Source organism: Neisseria sp. HMSC70E02, assembly GCF_001838645.1.
In the GTDB taxonomy this organism is placed as follows: Bacteria; Pseudomonadota; Gammaproteobacteria; order Burkholderiales; family Neisseriaceae; genus Neisseria; species Neisseria macacae.
Genome location: NZ_KV838113.1, coordinates 50,046 through 72,798, shown reverse-complemented (window position 1 = coordinate 72,798; position 22,753 = coordinate 50,046). Strand labels below are relative to the sequence as shown.

Sequence of the window (22,753 nt, the reverse complement as noted above, 5' to 3'; positions counted from 1 at the left end):
CATTGGACGGTATGGCAGGGTAGAATTCGATTTTAGGAAAACATAATATGAACAAAATAGCGACAATACTTTTCGCTGCGTTACTGGTTCCGTCTGTCTCTTTTGCAAGCGGAGACAATGCCGCCAAGATCCGTTTGGTGAAGAAGATTTATCAAGAAGCAAGCCTCGATGATGAATCGGGCGTGAAGATTTTGAACCGATATGCCGATGATTCTTTGAAAAAAGCCATCCGTACCGCTTCTCGGTCGGCGGATTTGTGTATTGAGGCCGATCCGATATGGAACAGTCAGGATCCTGAAACCGAAGTCAAGGTCAACGTGTCTGCCTTGCCCAACGGCAAAATTCGTGCCGGCTTCAAACAATGGGGGCATCCGACCAAAGTAGATTATTCGGTCAGCTGCTCCGGAAATGTCTGCAAAGTGACGGATGTCGATCATCTCAAACGGACTTGGCTGCAATGCCGTTAATTTGTCGAATACATGAAAAGGTCGTCTGAAAATATTTTTCAGACGACCTTTTTTATACTGGGAGCTATCGAGATTCAATAGTTTCCGTTGCGTTGGAAATCCTCGCAAGGCATCCAACCTTGTTGCGGTTTCCGCCTTGAATCTTCCGCTTTATGAACAAATTCCACTTGGAAAATTAAATGTTGAGAGCCACCGGTTACCAAATGCCAAACCATTGTCCGCTTGATTCTTGACGGCGTTCGTTGTGCCCGCCGTTTTGCCTTTCGCGCTCTTCGCGGCGGAAGTCCCACGGGGCTTGGGGATTTTTACCGCTCCACAAGCCTTTGCGTTTTTGTTTCGCCTGTTTTTGGGCGGCGGCGTAGTCGGTGTAGGCGGTTTTGCTTTGTTGTTTTTTGGCATAGCTGTCGTAATGCCATGCCGCTCCGTCGCGGAGTTGCATGAGGTTCAAATCGGTCGTCCCGACGGAAACTTGCGCGACTTCGCGTTGGTAGCGGTCTGTTTCAAATACGCGTACCTTCACTTTTTTGCCGTCGGCGGCGTCAATCAAGTTGTCCCGAGAATGCGTGCCGTATGCCTGATTGATTTCGGGTGCATCGATATACGCCATGCGGATTTTGTGTTTCGCGCCGTCTTCGTCGATAACGTGGAGGGTATCGCCGTCGTGGATTTTGGAGATTTTGCCGCGATAGGTATGGGGAGTGGTGGAATTGCGTTTTTGAGTGTGCGGACGGCTTTGGTGTGCAGTATTTTCAGACGACCCTGATTTGACGGTTTCCGATAATAATGCGCCGAAGGCTTCCATGCCGATATGGCTGCTGCCTGTGAGCGCAGAAGCGAATTGCACGCCGGAGCGGATGATTTCGGTATCGCGCGAGCTGTAACCCAATGCGCCCAAGACGGACAAAACCACGGGAAGCCATTTTAAGATTGTTTTGGTTTTCATAAGGTTGACGGTGGTTTGTTTGAGGTCGTCTGAAACTTTTCAGACGACCTTTGACCTTTGGGGGATGGTTGTATTAACCGAACAGCCTGTTTACATCAGAGGCTTTTTTGCGGTAAGGCAGGCGGATGTCGACGCGGAAAATGCCGTCGAGTTGGCGGCTTTGGATTTTGGCATCGTTGTCGTACATCAGCGTCAGGCGTTCTTTGAGGTTGTGCAATGCCATCGAGTTGCCTTTGTGCGGTTTGGCGTTTTCACTGCTTTCGGGCGGGGTGTACGGGTTTTCGATGCGGATGTAGATGGATGATTTGTTGAGCTTGGTAAACACGGTAATCATGCCGGGGCGGTGGGTCGATTCGACGCCGTGGAAGACCGCGTTTTCCAAAAGGGGTTGGAGCAGGAGGTGCGGCGTTTCCGCGTCATCAGGCGCCTGGTGCTGCCACATTACCTGCACGCGCATATGGCCCATGCGGATTTGTTCGATGGCGATGTATTCCTGCGCCCATTCGATTTCCTGCCCTAAAGTGCTGCTTTGGCTGCCGTCGCGCAGTTGGGCGCGGAACAGGTTAGCGAGGTTTTCCAACAGGGTTTCCGCGTCATACGGGCGCAGGCGGATCAGGCTGATGGCGGCATTGAGGCTGTTGAACAGGAAATGCGGGCGGATGCGGGCGGTCAGCGCGCTGAGGCGGGCTTCGGAAATCGAAGGCGCAAGGCCGTTCCGGCGCGAGGCTTCGTAATACATCAGCCCGAGCAGGAAAAGGTTGAACAGGAAGAAATGTTGCGAGAGCGTTCTGCCGTGTGTTTTCAGAATGAAAAAATCGACGATTGCAAATATCGATAAGTTCAAAAAGTAGGTAATAATGACGCCGTAGGGCGATGTTTTGATGGCAGGGGTGAAGATATTGACGAAATAGGCTTTAACCAAAATCCCCAGCAATACGGGAAACACCCATTGGGAATGATGGTAAATCTCTGCGGAATAGGAGAGCGAAGAATCGCTGATCAAGGGGAGAAAGAACAGACTGCCCAAGACAATAATCAAAAGGCGCACGACTGTTGCCGAATTGCGCAGGTCTGGGACGGCGAATGTATTGTTGATTTGACGTATAATAGACATAAAATATTTCCAACCGTTTTCTTTTAATGCGTTTATACGAGCCTTTGCGGCTCTGTTATTTTATCTGAGGATGAAACCATGAGTAAGGACAAAACCTGGTCGGGCCGTTTTAACGAACCTGTTTCCGAACTGGTGAAAAAATACACCGGTTCGATCGATTTCGACAAACGGCTTGCCGAGTGGGACATTCAGGGTTCGCTGGCGCACGCGCAAATGCTTGTTCAATCAGGTGTTTTGAGTGAAGAAGATTTGGCGGCGATTCGTCAGGGAATGGCGGAGATTATAGCAGAAATCAAGGACGGTACTATTTCTTGGTCGCTGGATTTGGAAGACGTCCACATGAACATCGAACGCCGCCTGACCGAAAAAATCGGCGATGCGGGCAAACGCCTGCATACCGGCCGCAGCCGCAACGACCAAGTTGCCACCGACATCCGCCTGTGGTTGCGCGACCAGATTACCATTATTCAAGACCTGATTCGGAGCCTTCAGACGGCCTTGGTCGATTTGGCGGAACAAAACGCTGAAACCGTCATGCCCGGTTTCACTCATCTGCAAGTCGCCCAGCCCGTCAGCTTCGGACACCACATGCTCGCCTACGTCGAAATGCTCGGACGCGATTTCGAGCGCATGACCGACTGTCGCAAACGCGTCAACCGTATGCCGCTCGGCGCTGCCGCCCTTGCCGGTACGACCTATCCGATTCAGCGCGAAATCACCGCCGAATTGCTGGGTTTTGAGCAAATCTGCCAAAACTCGCTCGATGCCGTATCCGACCGCGATTTTGCCGTCGAGTTCACCGCCGCTGCCTCGCTGATTATGGTTCACCTGAGCCGCTTGTCCGAAGAATTGATTTTGTGGATGAGTCCGCGTTTTGGCTTTATCGACATTGCCGACCGTTTCTGCACAGGTTCGTCTATCATGCCGCAGAAGAAAAATCCCGATGTGCCCGAACTCGTGCGCGGCAAATCCGGCCGTGTCATCGGACACCTTATCGGCCTGATTACCCTGATGAAATCTCAGCCCTTGGCGTACAACAAAGACAATCAGGAAGACAAAGAACCTCTGTTTGACACCGCCGACACACTCATCGACACCCTGCGGATTTACGCTGACATGATGCGCGGCGTGACCGTCAAACCCGACAATATGCGCGCCGCCGTCATGCAGGGCTTCGCCACCGCCACCGATTTGGCGGATTACTTGGTGAAAAAAGGCATGCCTTTCCGCGACAGCCACGAAGTCGTCGCCCAAGCTGTGCGCCATGCCGACCAAGCAGGCGTCGATTTGAGCGAACTGCCGCTCGAAGTCCTGCAAGGCTTCAGCGATCTGATTTCAGACGACGTGTACGGCGTACTGACACCCGAAGGCAGTCTGAACGCGCGCAACCACTTGGGCGGAACCGCGCCGGAGCAAGTACGCTTCCAAGTGAAACGCTGGCGGAAATTGTTGGCTTAAAGAAAATGAAGTAAGCAGAAGGTCGTCTGAAAACGGGGAACAGGGTTTCAGACGACCTTTAATATATAGGGAAACCATTTATATTAGATTCAAAATACAGGTGGAAACTGTATCAACCTTTGCCGGTTGTCTAAGCTGGATTCACATCGACAAGCAGAATTTTTTATTTAAAACCATCTTAAATCAGAAACAGAGGTCGTCTGAAAATCGAAAACAAGTTTTCAGACGGCCTCTTGCTTTTCCTTTAAAACCAATCGTCACACCGATAATTGTTCCAACAAAGCCTGTTTCAACGACGACTGCGTTTTCGGGTTTTTCAAATCGGGGCTGAAGACGATGAAGCTGTCTTCGACGCGTTCGTCCAGCGTGGAAATTTTGGCGTAGCGCAGGCTGACGTTGTGGGCGAAGAAGACTTCCGCCATGTCGGCGAGCAGGAAAGGGCGGTTGACGGCGGTGATTTCGACGGAGTACCAGTCGGGGTAGTCTTCTTCGGGGGTGATGGTGATGCTGGGCGCAATCGGCATGTAGCGGCTGCGGCGGCTGATGCGGCGGCTGCGGCTTTGGGTTTCGGCAACAGTGTGTCCGTGGATAAAGCTGTTGAGTTCGGCTTCGAGCGCGCTTTGGATGTCGGGGTAGTCTTCGGGGGCGTGCTGCGAGGGGATTTGTACGATGAAGGTGTCGAGGATGTAGTCGTGTTCGGTGATGAAGGCGCGGGCGGCGAGGATGTCGAAGCCGTGGCGGCTGAAGATGCGGCAGAGGCGGGCGAACAGGCGCGGGCCGTTGGGCATGAAGACCATGACTTGGAAGCTGTCGCTCTTGGGCAGGATGCGGCTGCGGACGATGGGGGTTTCAAAGTCGTGTACGAGATTGGCAGCGTGCCACAGGATTTCGCGGGACTGATGGCGGGCGAAGTAGGCGGAACCGAGCGCGTTCCATAGTTTTTTCTGCTGTTTTTCGGGGACGGCGGCGCGGGTAAGCAATTCGGCGGCTTCTTGTTGGCGGCGGCCGAAGAGGGCATGCGGATTGCCGCCGTTGCCTGCGAGGTAGCGTCCGGCGGCGTGAAACAGGCTTTCCAGCAGGCTGGCGCGCCATGCGTTCCACAGTTTGGGATTGGTGCCGCGTATGTCGGAAATGGTCAGGAGGTAGAGTGCGCTGAGGCGTTCGTGGGTTTGTACGCGTTTGCAGAAGGCATCGAGTACGTCGGGGTCTTGGATGTCTTCTTTTTGGGCGACGGTGGACATGAGCAGGTGGTTTTCGACCAGCCAGGCGAGCAGGTCGCTTTCTTCTTCGGTCAGGAAGTGGTCGGCGGCAAATTGGCGCGCGTCTGCGATGCCTTGTACGGCATGGTCGCCGCCGCGTCCTTTGGCGATGTCATGGAAGAAGGCGGCGAGATAGAGGATGTCTTGTTTTTCAAAGGACTGCATCAGCGCGGAGGCGTAGGGCAGCTCATGGCTGTGCATGTCTAGGGCAAGGCGGCGGACATTGCGGACGACGGCGAGGATGTGGTCGTCCACGGGATAGATGTGGAACAGGTCGTGCTGGAGCAGGCCGACGATTTTTTCCCACGCGGGCAGGTAGCGGCCCAACACGCCGTAGAGGTTGAGAAAGCGCAGGGTTTGGGTCAGCCCGTTGCCGCGGCGGAAAAAGCCGGCGAAACGGCGGCGGTTTTCGGGATTTTGGTAGAAGCTGCGGTTGATTTTACGCGTCGCGCCCCACCAAGCGCGCAGGGTTTGCGGTTCGAGCGCGGTAATGTCGTTGCGCTGCTGCATGATTTCAACGATTTTGAAAATGTGTTCGGGTCGTCTGAAAAAAATATCGGTGTGCCGCGCGGCGATTTGGTTGTTCACTTGGATGTAGTCGTCGTCAATCCGCAGGGTAACGCGCATCGGCGTGGAGGAAACTCGGCTTTGCAACATGGGCGTGAGGATGCCGCTCAGTTGTTTGACGGTTTTAATCGCGCGGTAAAACACGCGCATCAGTTCTTCGCTTTGACGGCGGAGGTTCAAGCCTTTATAGCCCATGCTTTCGGCGACTTGCGGCTGCAAATCGAACAGCAGGCGGTCTTCGGCGCGTTTTGCGTTTAAATGCAGATGGATGCGGATGTGGGCAAGGCGGCGGTAGCCGTGTGAAAGCATGCCGGCTTCGGTGCGCGTCAGAATGCCTTGTTTGACCAGCGCAGGCAGGTTGGCCGCCAAGCCTTGTGCCTTCGCTATCCAAAGCAGGGTATGGATATCGCGCAGACCGCCCGGGCAGCTTTTGATGTTCGGCTCCAATACCGCTCCCGAACCTTGCGATTTGGCATGGCGGTGTTCCATCTCCACCAGTTTTGCTTCGATAAACGCCGCTACATTGCGTTGCGCGTTCATTTTTTCCGTCAACTCGTCCGCTGTCTGGCGGTTGCCGAACAAAAACCTAGCCTCTAAAAACGCTGTATCCCCCGTAATATCATCGCGCACGCTTTCACACAGTTCGTCAACGCTGCCGCTTTTGACCGACGGCGCAAGTTTCATGTCCCACAAATCCTGCACAAAAGCCGCGATTTTTTCCTGAAGGTCGTCTGAAACGGTTTCAGACGACACGACCGCCAAATCCAAATCAGAATAAGGATACAGCTCGCCGCGCCCGAAGCCGCCGGTTGCCATCAGGCATAAACCGCTGTTTTGGAAATGTTTGTCCCAAAGTGCCGCCAGCAAGGTTTCGACTGCCGCCGTATATTCCCTGAAAAATACCGACACACGGTTGGCTTTCAAATAATGCGCTTCGACGGCAGTGCGTTGCTGTTTGAAGGTTTCCAATGCTGAAGACAGGTTTGCAGACATTTTTTATTCTTTCAAGTAGTGGGGAGAGGGCGCGGATGATTCGGCAGTCAAATATCGTTTTCAGACGACCTCTGTTGGGCATTAGAGGGATTGGCCATCAGGTTTAGCAGCTCCTGCGGCGGCAGCAGCAACTGATACGCAGCCACACCCAAAGCCGTCGCCATTTTTTCAATATTCGACAACGCAATGTTCCAGCGTTTGCGCTCCACAGCCGATACATAAGTCCTGTCCAAACCGCATTGCCGCGCCAGCTCTTCCTGAGACCAGCCTTTATTCACGCGGAAAAGTCGCATGTTGTACGCCAAGACCGCCCGTAAATCCTGCTCATCAGGCAGTTCGGCAGGCGGAGTCAATTTATTGCTCATGATTTTGTTTCCGGATAAATGGTTGAAGTTAAGAATTTGCTGTTACGGATTTTACTTCACATAAAAGCCAAAAAAAAGGGGTGGCAACAGCCACACCCAAACACACACACATCAAGAGGAAAGAGATAGAGAGTATTAAATCAAAGCAGATGTATCATCTACTGATCAGAAAATCTTGAGGACTTTGAGAAATTGTCGTCTCAGTTCCAATGTCGGCGATTATAAATGAAACTCAATTTGGAGCTTTGATTCAAATCAAGTCTGAGGATTATTTACAAAATAAATTTTAAAGATAGGTTATGTTAATTGAAAACAGGGGTAGATTGAAGGCAATTCATCTATTTTTATTTTAGATTGTGAACAAAATCCGTGCATCCTGCCGAAAATTCCTCTATAATAGCCACTCATTCGGAATGTAGCGCAGCCCGGTAGCGCACTTCGTTCGGGACGAAGGGGTCGGAGGTTCGAATCCTCTCATTCCGACCAAATATAAAAACCTGCTTTGATTGCATGATCAAAGCAGGTTTTTTCATATCGTGGTTTTAAGTCTGAATCCTGACATTTTAATAGGGTGGAAAATGACAATGGTTTTCTAGTGTATCCAGCTATATCCCCTGTTTTGTTTTCAGACGACCTTTGTCTTTATGGTTTTCCCCTAAAAAATGCAAAATTCACAGATTTTTTCACTATACTGCTTTTTGATATTCAGTTAAGAACCGTTAATCCGTTCGCGTATAATTTCAAGTTTTCCCAACAAGGCAGATGGTGTTTTATGTCTTCCAACCAACCCCGTCAAACTTGGTCCAACCGTTTGACTTATATCCTTACCGTTGCCGGCGCGACTGTCGGCTTCGGCGCGACGTGGCGTTTCCCGTATTTGGTCGGTGAAAACGGTGGCGGCGCGTATGTGTTTTTATTCTGTATCGCCATGTTTGTTATCGGTATTCCGATGATTTTGGTGGAAAACGTCATCGGACGGCGCAAAGGTGTGAACGCGCTGGACGCGTTCGGCGGCTCGTTGAACGGCAAACCTGTCGCCAAAATTTGGAAACTGGTCGGCTGGATGGGCTTGCTTGGCTCGTTCGGCATTATGGCGTATTACATGGTGCTCGGCGGCTGGGTAATCAGCTATATCGTTAATATTATTAGCGGAAATCTGAATATTTCCAGCCCTGTCAGCGGCGAACTAACGAAAAGCTTCTTTACCGAACACATCGAAAACAGCCCTTGGGAAATTGCGTTCTACACTTTCTTGTTTGTCGTTGTGAACCAATGGATTTTGGTCAAAGGCGTCATCGGCGGCATTGAAAAAGCGGCGAAATACCTGATGCCGCTGCTGTTTTTGTTCCTGATTGCCATGGTCGTGCGCAACGTTACCCTACCGGGCGCGATGGAAGGGATTACTTTCTATCTGAAGCCTGACTTCAGCAAGATTACCGCAGAACTTTTCGTCTTCGTTTTGGGACAGGTATTCTTCGCACTGAGCTTGGGTTTCGGCGTGATGATTACTTTGTCCAGCTATTTGGATAAAAACGAAAATCTGGTGCAAACCGCAGTCATTACGGCAATTACCAATACCATTATCGCCGTACTGGCGGGCTTTATGATTTTCCCGTCGCTCTTCAGCTTCGGCGTTGCCCCTAATTCCGGTCCGACTTTGGTGTTCCAAAGTTTGCCGATTGTGTTCTCGAATATGTGGGCAGGACCTGTGTTCGCCGTGATTTTCTTCTCGCTGCTCCTGATTGCCGCGCTGACAACTTCACTGACCATTTATGAAGTGTTGATTACGACCATTCAGGAAAAAACCAAAATCCGCCGTACCGCCGCGATTACGATTGTACTGGCTGCCATCTTCATCTTCGGCAACATCCCGTCCATTCTGAGCTATGGTCCGTGGAAAGACGTTTCCGTGTTTGGCAAAAATATTTTCGATGCTTTTGACTATATCAGCGGCAACATCTTATTTATGCTGACCGCGCTCGGCTCCGCGTTGTTTGTCGGTTTTGTGATGAAGGACGAAGCGAAGGACGAATTGCTTTATAAAGGCAACCATACGACGGTCAATATTTGGTTTGCCTATGTGAAATACCTTGTGCCGTTGGTGATTTTGCTGATTTTCGTCAGCAATTTGTTGTAATGGTGCGTAAGGTTGTCTGAAAACTTTAAACTGCCTTATATTTCAGTATTGATAAAGCTTGTTCAGGCGGTTGATGTAAGCTGGGTTCTGTAAATGACAGAACTCAGCTTTTTTGATTTCGAGTCGAATTGTTGATGGCCGTAGTCTGCTTTTATAGTGGATTAACTTTAAATCAGGACAAGGCGACAAAGCCGCAGACAGTACAGGTAGTACGGTAAGGAGAGGTAACGCCGTACTGGTTTAAAGTTAATCCACTATATTTGATTACGGTGGTTAAGCGCGAAGAGATAGTCGGGAACCTGTTCAAATTCAGGGCAAGGGGTCGTCTGAAAAGGAGGAATATTACAATAGGTTTACGGTTGCTTAAATCTACAAAGTTGGCCGCTTGTGATAAAGTTACGTTTGATTATGGCCGTATGAATTCTGATGCGGCTTTTTTGTACACAAAGGATTGTTATGTTGCTGTCCCCAACCCGCGCCCGCACGATTGCCGCTGCGGTCATGATGTTGTTTGCGGTGCAAGTTTCCGCCGCCAGGCAGGATAATGCCGTCGAGGTGAAAACACCGAAAGACGTGAAACAGATTATTCAAAAGAGAAACCGCTTTACGCCTGATGAATTCAAGGTCGAGCAGGCTCGCCGTGTGAATATACAAAACCGTGCAAATCAGATATTTACCTTATTGAGCGGCGAAATACTGTTGCAGAAAGGTGATGCCGGTACGGCGTTGGCAACATACATGATGATGTTGAACAATACCAAATCGCCGGAGGTGGCGGAACGCGCTTTAGAAATGGCGGTTTCGCTCAATGCGTTCCAACAGGCGGAAATGATTTATCAAAAATGGCGTGAAATCGAACCTGTTCCGGGTAATGCGCAAAAACGTATGACCTGGTTGCGCAATATCTTGCTGGGGCAGGGCGATAAGACCTTGAATGGTTTGGATGATATTTTGGCCAATGCCAGCGAAGAACAGAATCAGCGTATTTTCCTGCTGTTGGCTCAGGCGGCAATCCAGCAGCCGGGGTTGGCAGAGAAAGCTTCGTCACAAGTCCATAAGGAAGCTTTGAAATATAAAGATTTGCCGGAAGCTGCGATTGCCGATGTGATTTTCAGTGCGCAAGGTGGCAAAAAGAAACATGCCATTGCGGCATTGCAGCGTTTGGCAGGGCTGGATGCAGAGATGCTGCCGCCGACTTTACTGACTTTGCGGCTGATGGCGCAACGCAGTCCCGAGATATTAAACGGCTTCTTCGAGCAAACCGATACGCGCAATCTTTCGCCCGTATGGCAGGAGTTGGAAATCGTCAACCTGATTTCCAATAAACAAAACGACAAAGCCTATGCGCGCCTGCGTACGCTGTTGGAAAATAACCCGAATCCAGACCTGTATATTCAGGCAGCGTTGTTGGCAAGCAATCGTAAAGACGATATTTCGACGATTATCAATTATTTGGATAAAGCGTATAACATCGGAACAAGCGAACAACAAAGCCGTGCCGCCCTGATTGGTGCGATGGCTTATGCCGATGTTAAAGACTATCCCAAAGCCAAACAATGGCTTGCCAAAGTTGTTTCCCCCAGTTATGTTTTTGATAAAGCAGTTTTCGGTGCTTCATTAGAGGCCGAGCAAGGAAACGGTAAGGCAGCTTTGGCAGAAGCACGTCGGGCGCAAAGCCTGCCGGAACAGGAAGGGCGTTATTTCGGCAGTAAGGAATTGCAACGGGTTACCCTGTTTGCTTTGTCCAAACACGATAATTTGCAAGAAGCATTGTCCGAGCTGAATAAAATGTTGCCCAAGATAAGCCGGCAGCCGGATGCCATGGAGCAGTTGCCTGATGTTTTGTACCAACGAGCCATGATTTATGACCGTATGGGCGATCAGGGCAAGGCAATTGCTGATTTGCGCCGCGTAGTCGAATTGGCACCTGATAACGCCAATGGTTTGAATGCGTTGGGCTATATTTTGCTGTCCCCAACCAAGAAAAATTTAGACGAGGCCTTTAAACTGATTCAGGCTGCTTATCAAATCGAGCCGGAAAACCCTGCCATCAATGACAGTTTGGGTTGGGCGTATTTCCTGAAAGACGATGTGCAAACCGCATTGCCTTATTTGCAATATGCGTTTGAAAAATATCCCGATGCAGAAGTTGCCGCACATTTGGGCGAAGCATTGTGGGCATCCGGAGAGCAGGAAAAAGCCAAAAAAATATGGACGGACAGCCTGAAGGGCGAAGGCGATATGAAAATATTGCGGGAAACCATGAAACGTTTCGGCGTGGAGGCTGCTCCTAAACCAACGAAAAAAGCCCAATCGGGGCGTTCCGTAAAATCGAAATAATGAAAGAGGTCGTCTGAAAGCAAGGCCTTGGAAGAGGCCGGGATGATAGATCGTTTTCAGACGACCTTTTGGGAGTATTTATGAAATTACAAACCTTAGTATCTATTGCAACACTGACATTGCTTGCCGCTTGTGTGCATCCTAATTTGTCTCAGCAAAATGATTGGAAGCCGGCGGAGAATGTCAATGATTTCACTGCAGACGGAAGATTGGCAGTAAAAGTCGAAGAAAAAGGCTCTTACGCCAATTTTGACTGGTCCTATCAAAATCAAGTCCAAACCATTAGCGTCAATACGCCTTTGGGCAGTACGGTCGGACAGTTATGTAAAGACAATCAAGGTGTATTGGCAGTAGACAGTAAAGGTCGAGTCTATCAGGCAGAAACAGCAGAAGAGCTCAGCAACAAACTTTTGGGCTATGAATTGCCTGTTCAATATCTGCATATTTGGGCGGATGGCAAACGCGTTGCCAATGCACCATATCGATTGTTGCCCGATGGCCGTTTGGAACAATTCAATTGGACTATTACACGCAGCACCAATAGCGAAGGCAAGCCGAAAATCCTTCAATTGGAAAATGCCAAATTAAATGTCCGTCTGGTATTTGACGAAGTCAACCACGAACCTGCTGCCAGCGATCAGACGCAATGTGCAGCCCGCCTTAAAAAATAAAAAAAGAGCTTGATATGGACATTCCTTCCGATGCTCAAGCCTTTCCCGCGCCTGCTAAGTTGAATCTCGATTTGCGTATTACGGGCAGAAGGGATGACGGATACCATAATTTAGAAAGTATTTTCTGCCTTATCGGGCTGTATGATACCGTCTGCCTGAAGCTACGAGACGATAAAAAGATTATTCTGCATAATCCTACTGAAGGTATTCCCTACGAACAAGATTTGGCTTATCGTGCCGCACTTTCTTTGCAGCAACATACCGGTTCCTGCCGTGGTGTGGAAATCTGGTTGGAGAAAAAGATTCCGACAGGGGGAGGATTGGGCGGAGGCAGCTCCGATGCGGCAACCGTGTTAATCGTGTTGAATCAATGGTGGCAATGTCGGCTGACAAGGCAACAGCTTATTGATTTGGCGGTCGGTTTGGGTGCGGATGTGCCGTTTTTCGTTTTTGGGCAAAGTGCTTTTGCACGAGGAATCGGTGAGCAATTAGTCAAAATAGAAATTCCTAAACAATGGTATGTGATAGTCAAACCGTCGGTACATGTTTCTACTGCTAAAATTTTCTCACATGAGAACTTGACACGAAATTCCAAACCAAGCATAATGCCGACTTTCCAATCTTTGCAGCCGTTTAGAAATGATATGCAGGCTGTTGTTTTTCAGGAATATCCTGAAGTTTGGAAAGCTTATTGTGAATTATCCGAATATGGTTCTGCGCTAATGACAGGATCTGGAGCGTGTATATTTCTCTCTACGGATAGTCGGCAAGAAGCAAACAATATATACCAACAAGTTTCACAATCATATGAAGCATATTGTGTTGAAGGTTTAGACGTTCATCCTTTGTTTCAAATGATTTGATAAAGTTGGGGAGTCGTCAAGCGGTTTAAGACACTGGATTTTGATTCCAGCATGCGAAGGTTCGAATCCTTCCTCCCCAGCCAAATAAGAGCGTGTAAGTTCCCTTACACGCTCTTTTATGTTGAAAATCAATGACAACGCAGAAAAACTTTGTTTTATAGTGATAAATTTGGATTGTGATGAGGCGTGACAGTGATATAACGCTGCAAATTTAATTCACTATGCCGTTCATTGTGCGTATAATACCGCTCGTAATGTCTTGGACATAGGCAGAGGGAAGCATGACGTTTTCTGAGCGGAAGTTAAACATAAAATCAGGTGAAAATATGGCTGCATACGACAGTTTGATGGTATTTACCGGCAACGCAAATCCGGAGTTGGCGCAACGCGTTGTCAAACACTTGGATATTTCGTTAGGCGAAGCCTCCGTATCCAAATTTTCAGACGGCGAAATTGCCATCGAATTGATGGAAAACGTCCGTGGTCGTGATGTTTTTATCCTGCAGCCCACCTGCGCCCCAACCAATGACAACCTGATGGAAATCCTGACGATGGCCGATGCGCTGAAACGCGCTTCTGCTGGTCGTATTACCGCAGCAATTCCCTATTTCGGCTATGCCCGCCAAGATCGCCGTCCGCGTTCTGTACGCGTTCCGATTTCCGCCAAACTGGTGGCCAATATGTTGTATTCCGCAGGTATCGACCGTGTTTTGACTGTCGATTTGCATGCCGACCAGATTCAGGGGTTCTTTGACATCCCTGTCGACAACATCTATGCCACTCCTATTCTGTTGAATGACATCAAACAGCAGCGGATTGAAAACCTGACCGTAGTCAGCCCTGATATTGGCGGCGTAGTCCGCGCCCGCGCTGTGGCAAAATCTTTAAATGCCGATTTGGCGATTATCGACAAACGCCGCCCGAAAGCCAATGTGGCGGAAGTCATGAATATTATTGGCGATATTCAAGGCCGTACCTGTCTGATTGTGGATGACATGATTGATACCGCGAATACGCTGTGTAAAGCTGCCGTCGCTTTGAAAGAGCGCGGAGCAGAACGTGTTTTAGCATATGCCAGCCACGCCGTATTCTCCGGAGAGGCAGTCAGCCGTATTGCCTCGTCTGAAATCGACCAAGTTGTCGTTACCGACACCATCCCTTTGTCTGAAGCGGCCAAACAATGCGACCGCATCCGTCAAGTGACGATTGCCGGCCTTTTGGCTGAAACGGTCCGCCGCATCAGCAATGAAGAATCCGTCTCATATCTTTTCAATGAAGAAGTGATGACAGGCAGCATGTTGCTGCCATAACCCCGAAGCCGTCTTAAGCTGGTCGCGGCCGATGACGGTAGTTTTATTTAATTTGGAGTATTTAACATGACTTATGAAATTCAAGCCTCTGTTCGTGAAGCACAAGGCACTGGTGCGAGCCGCCGCCTGCGTCGCGAAGGCCAAATCCCCGGCATTTTGTACGGTGAAGGCCAAGAGCCCGTTGCAATTGCTGTGGATCACAAAACTGTATTCTACGCATTGGAAAAAGAATCTTTCCACACTGCACTGATCAAACTGTCCCTGAACGGTGAAACCAAAGACGTTATCGTCCGCGATTTTCAAATGCACCCGTTCCGTCGCGAAGTTCAACATATCGACTTCCAAGCTGTTAAAGCCGACCAACCTGTACGTATCCGCGTTCCCCTGCACATTGTTAACGCTGAAAACTCTCAAGCCGTTAAACTGCAAGGCGGTCGTGTATCCCTGTTGAACACTACTGTTGAAGTGGTTGCTTTGCCTGCCAACATCCCTGCATACTTGGATTTGGACTGCACTAAAGTCGTTGCCGGCGACATCCTTCACCTGTCTGACATCCAACTGCCTGAAGGTGTAGAAAGCGTTTCTCTGAAACGTAACGAAAACCTGGCGGTTGCTACCGTTACCGGTAAAAAACGCTAATCATCGTTTCAAGGATGATTTGAAAAAACTGCACTAGCAATAGTGCAGTTTTTATTTTGCAGCCGTAAGCTAATTGCTTGATAGGACTTCAATAAAAAAGCATTGCAATGGAAATTTGCAATGCTTTTTTGTTTTATAGTGGAATTAAATTTAAATCAGGACAAGGCGACGAAGCCGTAGACAGTACAGATAGTACGGAACCGATTCACTTGGTGCTTCAGCACCTTAGAGAATCGTTCTCTTTGAGCTAAGGAGAGGTAACGCCGTACTGGTTTAAAGTTAATCCACTATACCTCGCACCAATCTGCCGATTCTTGCCTTTGCATCAGTGCGTTGGCTTGGCTTAAATTGGCGTCGGTCAGTACAGTATGGGTTGCGCCTGCGGCAACTTTTTCCCGTGCAATTAGAATGGTATGGGGAAAATAGGTTCGGACTTGTTCGTAATCATGCAAAACGGCAATGATGGCTTGGCCTTCTTCATGGCATTGTTTCAATACGTCTAGCAATGCGTAAGTTGTCCGAGCATCTACCGCGTTAAAAGGTTCGTCCAAAAGCAAGAAGTTGGCGTTTTGAGCCAGCATCCGCGCAAATAGAACACGTTGGAATTGCCCGTTGGAAAGGTGGGCGATTTGACGGTCGGCAAGATCCTGAACGCCGACGCGCTCCAATGCAGCCATCACCCGTTGGTGTTGTTGGGCGTTTACGCGGCCAAAAAAGCCTATTTCGTACCATAAACCCATCGCGGCAAGCTCAAAGACAGTCATGGGCTGGCTGCGGTCAATGTCTGACTGCTGGGGCAGATAGGCGATATCTTTACGTTGCAATCCTTCAAGGGACACTTTGCCCGTATCGATGTTTTGAAGTCCCATAATGGCTTTGAGCAGCGTAGATTTTCCCGCACCGTTGGGACCGAAAATTGCCCACATGCTGTGGTCTTCAAAAGTAATATCGATATGGTGGATGGCAGGGCGGCGTTGGTAGCTGACTGTTAGATTTTCTACCTTGATGCTCATGATGCGACTGCCCAAAAATATATTGCCCATAATGCTGCAATTGCAAGAAGGGCAATCAGCAGCCGTTGGAATAGGCCGGTTAAGAGAATGGAATTCATAAGTCGTAAAGCATTCAGACGACCTTAAGGTGATGAGTTGGCGCAAGCAGATAAGAGTATCGGCGGCATATAACAAATTTTGATTTTGCTATGAACCGAAGTAATGCGCTACCGAATTATTGGTTTGCTCTAAGAGAGGGATAGGTCGTCTGAAAGAAAGTAAATGAGTTTTGAGATGATACTGTATAACATTCTGACTGTAAATTTGTTTTTGACAATACAAGATTGAAAAGGAGGCGGCATGGTTTGTTTGACGCTTGGGGTCGTCTGAAAATGTTTTTCAGACGACCTTTTTGATATTGGATGGGGTCACGCTATCCGTATTTGAACATGGCTACCCGCATCAGTTTGATTTTTATTTTTGCGCCTTCTGATTGGCTTTATTATTGAGTGAACGTAACTGGTGTGCTACGAAATCCCTGGCAGCTTCCACTTGGGACGGAACGGTCGGGTTTTCCCCAAAATATGAGATTTTCGGCAGTGGGCTGAGGAAGCTGTCGATGTCTTGCGGGGTGAGGAAACGGCCGTGCAGGTCGAAGCCGACGTTTAAGGCGCGGCCGGGGATTTCTGCCAGACGGTCGTGCAAATGGCCATATAAGTGATACCAGCCTTTGTGGCAGCCATCCCATTCGTTAATCGGGTAGTGAAACAAAATCAGCGTGTTGTCTATTTCGTCCAATTGCAGTTTTCGGTAGGTTCGGGCGGATGATAGTAACGGGTGGCCGTCGTGTTTGACGGTTTCAAACAGGTATTTGTTGTGACGGCGGACGATGTCGTCGTGGTTGCCGTAAATCAGGTGGTGTTTGCCGTTGAGGCGCGATAGGACGGCTGCGATTTTTTTGATGTCGTGGGCGAAAGACAAATCGCCCAAGTTGTATACGTCATCGTCGGGGGAAACGGTTTCGTTCCATGTTCTGATCAGGTATTCGTCCATGTCGGCGATGTTGTCGAACGGGCGGAACTGCGGGCAGAATTTGGCGATGTTTTTGTGCGAAAAATGTAGGTCGGATGTGAAAAAGATTTTGCTCATGTTGCGTTTCCTGTGATTTTTTGATGTGGTTTATGGTGCGGTAGTGCGGCTATCGGCTTGAACCGTCTTGCAAGCGGGCGTATGCTGGTTATGTTTATTATGTGGTTAAGGAGTATGTATGCGTTTGGTTATTGCCGCGCCTGCCAACGGCGCACTATTAAAAGACGCGCTCAAAGCGCATTTACAAAACGATCCGCGTGTCGGCAGCTTGATTGATTTATCCTCGTCGGACGGAACGTATCCGCAGCTTTCGTTTGCGGCAGCGCAGGAAGTGGCGGCGGGACGTGCTGACCGCGCGCTGTTGATTTGCGGTACGGGCGTGGGTACGGCGATTGCCGCCAATAAGGTACGCGGCATACGGGCGGCGACGGCGCACGATTTGCTTACCGTCCGCGGTTCGGTGGAAAACTACGACGCGCAGGTGTTGTGCATGGGGCAGAACGTCATTGCCGCGCCTGCCGCTTGGGCGCTGGTGGATATTTGGTTGGATTTACGCCACGACACAAGCAGCAGTTATGCGCCTAAGGTTGGTGAAATCGAGGCATTTGAGTGCGGGGCGTAAGCGCATTATTATTTTGGTTTTAAACAGACGACCTTGTTATCCTTGCCATCAAGGTCATCTGAAAACGTTTAAACGCTTATTTTCCGCTTTCGCTGCAAAGATGTTGTTCGCTGCTGTCGCAAACGGTAAATTTGCGCAGCTGATCCCAAGCGTTGTGTTCTTCTTTCTTGTTCGGCGCGTAGCGGAAGGTATATTGTGTCACATACAGGCTGTCATCGCCTTGTATGGCCTTGAACCAAGTGTATTCGGGTTTGCCGGTTTGCGGGTTGTATTCGCAGGTAAGCTGCCACACTGCGCCGGAATAGCCGTTTGCTTCGCCTTCAGTTATGGGATTGAAGCTGCTTTTCGGACAGGCATTCTGCCATAAGTTTGCAGTATTGTTCCGGAATTCCTCTGCACCAAGGTTTGCGCCTGCTATGGATTGCAGGGTGATCATTTTTGTCCAGTTGTCGAGTGTCTGCTTTTGCGGTACCAGCTTGACCATTGCCATGCCGTTTTGTTTGGTTTGATAGCCGATTTTGAAGTCTTTGGGCAGTTCACCGAAGAACGCCATCTCCGCAGCTTGCGCCACCTGTGCCGCCAACGGGAGCATTACGGCGGCAAGCATCAATTTTTTGACAAGATTGGTTTTTTTCATCGTTTTTCCTTTTGTAATAATGATGGAGCGGATGACACAAAGCATCCGCCGCCGTCATATTATCACAAGCGTCTAGCGTTTTCAGACGACCTTACAGTTGTCTTAAAAACGCCTGAATGAACGCGATTTTATCCAATTCCGGCATAGCGTTGAACGCTTCCTGATGGTCGTGGATATAGTCGATTAAAGGATAAAATTCTTCATCAACATGGCGTTTATCCAGTTTGCGGCCGATATTGCCCTCGTTGCTTCGTCCTAAAAACTTTGAAATCAGGTAATACGGCGATTTGAGTTTGAACAGCATTTCGCCGTTTTGCGCATCAAATACCATAAAGCCTTCGTGTTCCACGTTTTTCAGACGGCCTTTCAGTTCGCCGAACGTGATGTTTTTCAGCATTTCGGGACGGCGGATGCCGTATTGTTTGCCGATTTCGTCCAATTCGGCTTCGCTAAACTGACGGCCTGTCGCCACGTCGATGCAGCCGATTAAGGTTTCACCCAATTCTTCTCGGATGATGTGGACGTCTTTCGCGTCTGTGATTTCAAACAAAAAAGTGTGGTTCGGATAAGCGCGGAACAGGGGTTCGTATTGCGCGCAGTGTGCGGCGGTCATGTCGGCAAACGCGCTGTCGAGCGAGCCGGTGGTCGAATACAGCACTTTGCCGTCAAACGCCGCGCCGTGGGACGGATGGTCGTCTGAAAGCGAGACGAAAGTGCAGCAGCCGAGGAAGCCGTTTACTTTTACGACCGCGTCCACCAATCTCTCGTCGCTGATTCGGATCGGATAACGGCTGCCTTTGGCAATACGTTCCGAATAATTGAACACTTTTTTAAACGGGCGCACGATGATGCGGTTGTGCACGTCGATAATCAAACCGCGCATTTCCAGCAGCGCATCGTCGAAGCGGTTGTCGTAGAACACGCTGCGGGCGTATTTCAACACGCGCAATTCGGGATAGCGCTTGGATGCTTTGGCGGTAAAGTTGCGGCTGCCGTGTTGCAGATAATTTTCGGTGACGAAGGTTTGCTGCGTTTCGTCAAACGGCAGGGGTTGCTGCTGGAAAGCCTGCATCTGCTTGATTTTTTCCAGTTGTTCCGTGCTGGCGGGTTGTACGGCTTCAACGTGGATTTCGTTTGCCACACGGTTTTGGTTCAGCTTGATATACGCCGCCAACACGTCATGCTCTTTCACGCCGTGCAGGTTGGGATAGAAATTGTGCATACGGTAGATTTCTGTTTCAAAACCGCTTTTTTTCGCCAGATCCAACAAATGGCGGCAACGCGAAGCCTTTTGGTTGGTGTTGGAATGGATGATCAAAATGTTGCGGTTCGGATTTTGGCGTCCGATTTTTAAGGTCTCGGTCATCAAAGCATTACCGCGTTTCTGAGCCTTATCCAACGCCTCGCCCGACCAGCGGTACACGCCGTTTTCGTCGGTCATGAGCAAATCGTTTTCAATACGGACGATTTCGGCATCCGGATACTGCGCTTTAAATTCGGCGGCTTTTTGTTCGGCGAAAGTCGATTTTCCCGAACCTTGATGACCGCGGATTAAGATGAATTTTTGCATAGTGTTTGATTTCCTTATTTGGGTTTTCAGACGACGTTTGGTGTGAGGGGTCGTCTGAAAACAATACGGGCAATTTCCTTATCGATTTCTTCCGCCAGCAAACGGACGGGATAACTTTGCCAATCGGGATAACGGCTGCTGTGATAACAATGCCAATAGCTGCGGATACGGTCTTTCTGCTTTTGCCAATAAAGCGGGTTGTCAGCGAAAAAGCGTGCCAGAGCAGCGGCGTTGTTCTCGAAAAATACGGCAACGTCAAATTGTATCGGCAAAACGTATTCGCCGAGCAACTGCGCGGCAAAAGGCAGGACGAACGCAGGCTGTCCGGCGGCGAGCAGCGGTTTGAAATGCCGTTCGCGAATATGACCGTCATGATGGCGGGTATTCAGACAGTGTGCCATCAGTTGCCGAACCTCATCTCCTTTCGCATGGAAAGCCGCATATTGGCGTCTGATGAGGCGGATTGTCTGTCCGTCTGAAACAACGGTTTCCCCTTGGAGGACGGACAAGCGGCTGCGGTAGGGCTGCCGCAAAATCAGCGTTTCTGCCTCATGCCGCAAGGTCGCGGGAAAGGTTTCGCACAGGGCTAGTTCGTCAGCATTCATGTTTGCCACTCAATCTTTTATCGGTAAGGTCGTCTGAAAACGTTGCAACCCTATTTTCAGACGACCCCTTGGCTAATTTACCGCCGCCAGCTCGGTTTTCTCAATCTCTTCCACCCAGAAATCCGCGCCCATACCTTGCTCGGCGAACGAGCCGATGAGCGTGAACACTTGGTCGGAGAAGCCCCCAATGTTCAAGATGTCGCGGCGGTTTTGCGCCTGTGCGGTGGTGTAGGGTTGGATGTCCAAGCAGACGAGTTTGGCTTCGGGGCAGCGTTGTTTCAGGATGTCCCATTCTTTCATCAGGCCGGTTTTGCCGCCCCATTGTCCGAGGTCTGCCCAGCTTTCGTTATCAGACACGATGACGACCAAATCCACATCGGCTTTTTCGCGGTTCAGCATGGCGAGCGGTGCGCTGCATGCCGTTCCGCCGCCGCCGATATTGGCGAGTTTTTGGGCGTTGGTCATGACGCTGTCGCGCGGGTTGAGCTGCACGTTTACCGTGATTCGTTCAAACGGTATTACGCGGGCTTTCGGGTTGGTGCGCAACATGGCGGCGGATACGAGCGCGGCGATGTCGATGCAGCGGGTTCTGCTGGTCGCGCTGCCGCGATAGCCGGTAGCCGGGCTGTGCATGGAGCCGGATACGTCCGGGCAAACCACGACTTTGCCTCGGATTGCCGGTACGTTTTGTACGGCGGTTTCCATCGCATCTTGCAGGGCTTCGCGGATTTCAAACGGCATCTGTTCGGATGTTGCCTGATACGCGGTCAGCAATTGGTAAGGCAGGACGCGGGCGCGGCGGATGGCGGTTTGGTCGCGCAGTTTTTCTGCCACCATTTTGATGTTTTTGCTTTTCGCAAACACATCGTGGCGCAGGAGAGTGTTCAGGTTTTGGCGAACCTGCTGCCATGAGCCGTTGCGGGCGATTTGCGCCCAGTCGCCGCTGTTCAATTCCAAAGCAGTGAGCATTTGGAAGGGAACGTCGGGCAATGCGCCTTGGCGGCTTTGCTTGTAGTCTTCAAAGGCGCGGGTGATAGGCGGCAATGCTTCGCGGTCGTACGGTTTGCCGATAAGCCACGCAAACCAGGCGGCACGCCATGCTTCACGCGGTTTGGGATGCACCATTTTGACCACATCCGCCAGCGACGGAGCATTGCCGATAGCGGCGTTCAACAGTTGTTTTTCGGTAGCGGTCAAAAGCCAGGTCTGCATCAGTTTTTTCGGACGGTTGCCGAAGGATTTTCTGCCGACTGCGCCGCTGCGGATGATTTGCGCGAAGTTGCGCAACATTTTACCGTTGTCCGCCACTTGGTCGAACACGCGGGCAAGCATGTTCACGTCTTTTTGCGCCAACACGGCAAGCAACAGCGCAGGCATGTCTTTCATGAAGCCTTTTTGACGGGCATACACGGCAGTTTTGGCGATAAACTCGGCATCCAGTTGTTCCGCCAATGCCAATACTTGCTCAAGCTGGTCTTGCGCGTCGGCGTAGTAGGTGCTGTTCAGGCAGCCGGTGGCGGCAAGCTGGGCGAGCTGTTGCTTGGGTGTCAGTGTGTAGGCGATGCCGCCTGCTTCGTTGCGGGTGTCGGCAGCGGTCAAACGGGTTTTAATGGATTGGAACAAGGTGGTGTTAGCCATTTTCATTTCCTTTCGTGTTGTTGGTTTTGGGTGGTCTGACGCTTTAGCTTCACAAAAGCAGCGTTTTCAGACGACCTCGAATGGGTGGCAGTGCAGCGGCTAATATTTGAAGGGATACGGTTTTTTAACGTGGAAGGTTAATGTAATCCCTTCAGGCATCCGCCTGCTGCCGTAAAAAAGGTGGGCGGCTAGATTGGCAGGATTTACGCCGTTTCCGGCGGCGGGAATCGAACCCGCAATAACCGATCTAATGTAATCCTGCCGGCATCCGCCCGTAAGGGGTGGGCGCGTCCTGCAACAAGGGTTGGGGAAATGCATTTTTTACGCGCTCTGCCGGTTAAGCTATTCCGCCCTTGTCTGACGGAAACGGGATTCGAACCCGTACCTCGTACTCCCTAAGTGATGTAATTTCCCCGGCATTTGCCGGTTGCGCCCTTAAACTTTTTATAGTGGATTAACTTTAAACCAGTACGG

19 protein-coding genes, 2 tRNA genes and 1 pseudogene are annotated in these 22,753 nt (G+C 50.1%); 12 read left to right on the top strand and 10 right to left on the bottom strand.

Features of this window, described 5'->3' with window-relative positions; all coding sequences use genetic code 11:
• Nucleotides 1-47 precede the first annotated feature (47 nt).
• Entirely contained in the window at nt 48-467 is a 420-nt protein-coding gene (locus HMPREF3277_RS10295) for a hypothetical protein (protein ID WP_070871052.1), read from the top strand.
• Between the two features lie 196 nt (nt 468-663).
• Here HMPREF3277_RS10295 and HMPREF3277_RS10290 read toward each other — a convergent pair whose 3' ends face one another.
• Both HMPREF3277_RS10290 and HMPREF3277_RS10285 read right to left on the bottom strand, forming a co-directional pair.
• Nucleotides 664-1,410, bottom strand: a complete 747-nt coding sequence (locus tag HMPREF3277_RS10290; protein ID WP_070871051.1) for a thermonuclease family protein — start codon at nt 1,408-1,410, stop codon at nt 664-666.
• Nucleotides 1,411-1,483: 73 nt separating this feature from the next.
• The gene (locus tag HMPREF3277_RS10285) at nt 1,484-2,524 is read right to left on the bottom strand and encodes a sensor histidine kinase (RefSeq protein ID WP_003755259.1); all 1,041 of its coding nucleotides are present in this window, start codon (nt 2,522-2,524) and stop codon (nt 1,484-1,486) included.
• Between the two features lie 78 nt (nt 2,525-2,602).
• Between HMPREF3277_RS10285 and argH the strand changes: the two genes are divergently transcribed.
• Nucleotides 2,603-3,982, top strand: a complete 1,380-nt coding sequence (gene argH / locus HMPREF3277_RS10280; protein ID WP_070871050.1) for an argininosuccinate lyase — start codon at nt 2,603-2,605, stop codon at nt 3,980-3,982.
• Nucleotides 3,983-4,239: 257 nt separating this feature from the next.
• On the opposite strand, the gene glnD is transcribed toward argH, so the two are convergent.
• Together glnD and HMPREF3277_RS10270 are read right to left on the bottom strand one after the other, a co-directional pair.
• The gene (gene glnD, locus HMPREF3277_RS10275; protein ID WP_070871049.1) at nt 4,240-6,801 is read right to left on the bottom strand and encodes a [protein-PII] uridylyltransferase; all 2,562 of its coding nucleotides are present in this window, start codon (nt 6,799-6,801) and stop codon (nt 4,240-4,242) included.
• A 47-nt stretch (nt 6,802-6,848) separates the two neighbouring features.
• Nucleotides 6,849-7,166 (bottom strand): helix-turn-helix domain-containing protein, encoded by a 318-nt coding sequence (locus HMPREF3277_RS10270; RefSeq protein ID WP_070871048.1) that lies wholly within the window; start codon nt 7,164-7,166, stop codon nt 6,849-6,851.
• 409 nt (nt 7,167-7,575) lie between these two features.
• Between HMPREF3277_RS10270 and HMPREF3277_RS10265 the strand changes: the two genes are divergently transcribed.
• From HMPREF3277_RS10265 to HMPREF3277_RS10230, 9 genes and pseudogenes are all read left to right on the top strand, one after another.
• A tRNA-Pro gene (locus HMPREF3277_RS10265) sits at nt 7,576-7,652 on the top strand.
• A gap of 286 nt (nt 7,653-7,938) precedes the next feature.
• Nucleotides 7,939-9,303: a sodium-dependent transporter gene (locus tag HMPREF3277_RS10260; RefSeq protein ID WP_070871047.1), complete on the top strand. Its 1,365-nt coding sequence runs from the start codon at nt 7,939-7,941 to the stop codon at nt 9,301-9,303.
• Between the two features lie 152 nt (nt 9,304-9,455).
• A pseudogene (locus HMPREF3277_RS15390) lies at nt 9,456-9,518 on the top strand (transposase); the annotation flags it as partial.
• A 241-nt stretch (nt 9,519-9,759) separates the two neighbouring features.
• On the top strand, nt 9,760-11,643 hold the full coding sequence (locus HMPREF3277_RS10255) for a tetratricopeptide repeat protein (RefSeq protein WP_003778238.1): 1,884 nt from the start codon (nt 9,760-9,762) through the stop codon (nt 11,641-11,643).
• A gap of 80 nt (nt 11,644-11,723) precedes the next feature.
• The gene (lolB, locus tag HMPREF3277_RS10250; protein WP_070871046.1) at nt 11,724-12,314 is read left to right on the top strand and encodes a lipoprotein insertase outer membrane protein LolB; all 591 of its coding nucleotides are present in this window, start codon (nt 11,724-11,726) and stop codon (nt 12,312-12,314) included.
• Between the two features lie 14 nt (nt 12,315-12,328).
• Entirely contained in the window at nt 12,329-13,177 is an 849-nt protein-coding gene (ispE, locus tag HMPREF3277_RS10245; RefSeq protein WP_070871045.1) for a 4-(cytidine 5'-diphospho)-2-C-methyl-D-erythritol kinase, read from the top strand.
• Nucleotides 13,178-13,183: 6 nt separating this feature from the next.
• Nucleotides 13,184-13,260 (top strand) — tRNA-Gln (locus tag HMPREF3277_RS10240).
• Between the two features lie 243 nt (nt 13,261-13,503).
• Nucleotides 13,504-14,487, top strand: coding sequence for a ribose-phosphate pyrophosphokinase (locus HMPREF3277_RS10235; RefSeq protein WP_045072760.1), 984 nt, complete (start codon nt 13,504-13,506; stop codon nt 14,485-14,487).
• A 66-nt stretch (nt 14,488-14,553) separates the two neighbouring features.
• Nucleotides 14,554-15,126, top strand: a complete 573-nt coding sequence (locus tag HMPREF3277_RS10230) for a 50S ribosomal protein L25/general stress protein Ctc (protein ID WP_003755233.1) — start codon at nt 14,554-14,556, stop codon at nt 15,124-15,126.
• Between the two features lie 287 nt (nt 15,127-15,413).
• On the opposite strand, the gene HMPREF3277_RS10225 is transcribed toward HMPREF3277_RS10230, so the two are convergent.
• Entirely contained in the window at nt 15,414-16,139 is a 726-nt protein-coding gene (locus HMPREF3277_RS10225) for a metal ABC transporter ATP-binding protein (protein ID WP_174263546.1), read from the bottom strand.
• Nucleotides 16,140-16,592: 453 nt separating this feature from the next.
• Nucleotides 16,593-17,267, bottom strand: coding sequence for a hypothetical protein (locus tag HMPREF3277_RS10220; RefSeq protein ID WP_003762992.1), 675 nt, complete (start codon nt 17,265-17,267; stop codon nt 16,593-16,595).
• 118 nt (nt 17,268-17,385) lie between these two features.
• Between HMPREF3277_RS10220 and HMPREF3277_RS10215 the strand changes: the two genes are divergently transcribed.
• On the top strand, nt 17,386-17,829 hold the full coding sequence (locus HMPREF3277_RS10215) for an RpiB/LacA/LacB family sugar-phosphate isomerase (protein ID WP_070871044.1): 444 nt from the start codon (nt 17,386-17,388) through the stop codon (nt 17,827-17,829).
• Nucleotides 17,830-17,905: 76 nt separating this feature from the next.
• Here HMPREF3277_RS10215 and HMPREF3277_RS10210 read toward each other — a convergent pair whose 3' ends face one another.
• The 4 genes from HMPREF3277_RS10210 to HMPREF3277_RS10195 form a co-directional block, all read right to left on the bottom strand.
• Nucleotides 17,906-18,466, bottom strand: coding sequence for a hypothetical protein (locus HMPREF3277_RS10210; protein ID WP_070871043.1), 561 nt, complete (start codon nt 18,464-18,466; stop codon nt 17,906-17,908).
• A gap of 91 nt (nt 18,467-18,557) precedes the next feature.
• Nucleotides 18,558-20,036, bottom strand: a complete 1,479-nt coding sequence (locus HMPREF3277_RS10205; RefSeq protein ID WP_070871042.1) for an RNA ligase — start codon at nt 20,034-20,036, stop codon at nt 18,558-18,560.
• A 26-nt stretch (nt 20,037-20,062) separates the two neighbouring features.
• Nucleotides 20,063-20,641 (bottom strand): hypothetical protein, encoded by a 579-nt coding sequence (locus tag HMPREF3277_RS10200; RefSeq protein ID WP_246830800.1) that lies wholly within the window; start codon nt 20,639-20,641, stop codon nt 20,063-20,065.
• Between the two features lie 72 nt (nt 20,642-20,713).
• Nucleotides 20,714-22,285: a TROVE domain-containing protein gene (locus HMPREF3277_RS10195; protein ID WP_070871040.1), complete on the bottom strand. Its 1,572-nt coding sequence runs from the start codon at nt 22,283-22,285 to the stop codon at nt 20,714-20,716.
• Nucleotides 22,286-22,753: the final 468 nt, after the last annotated feature.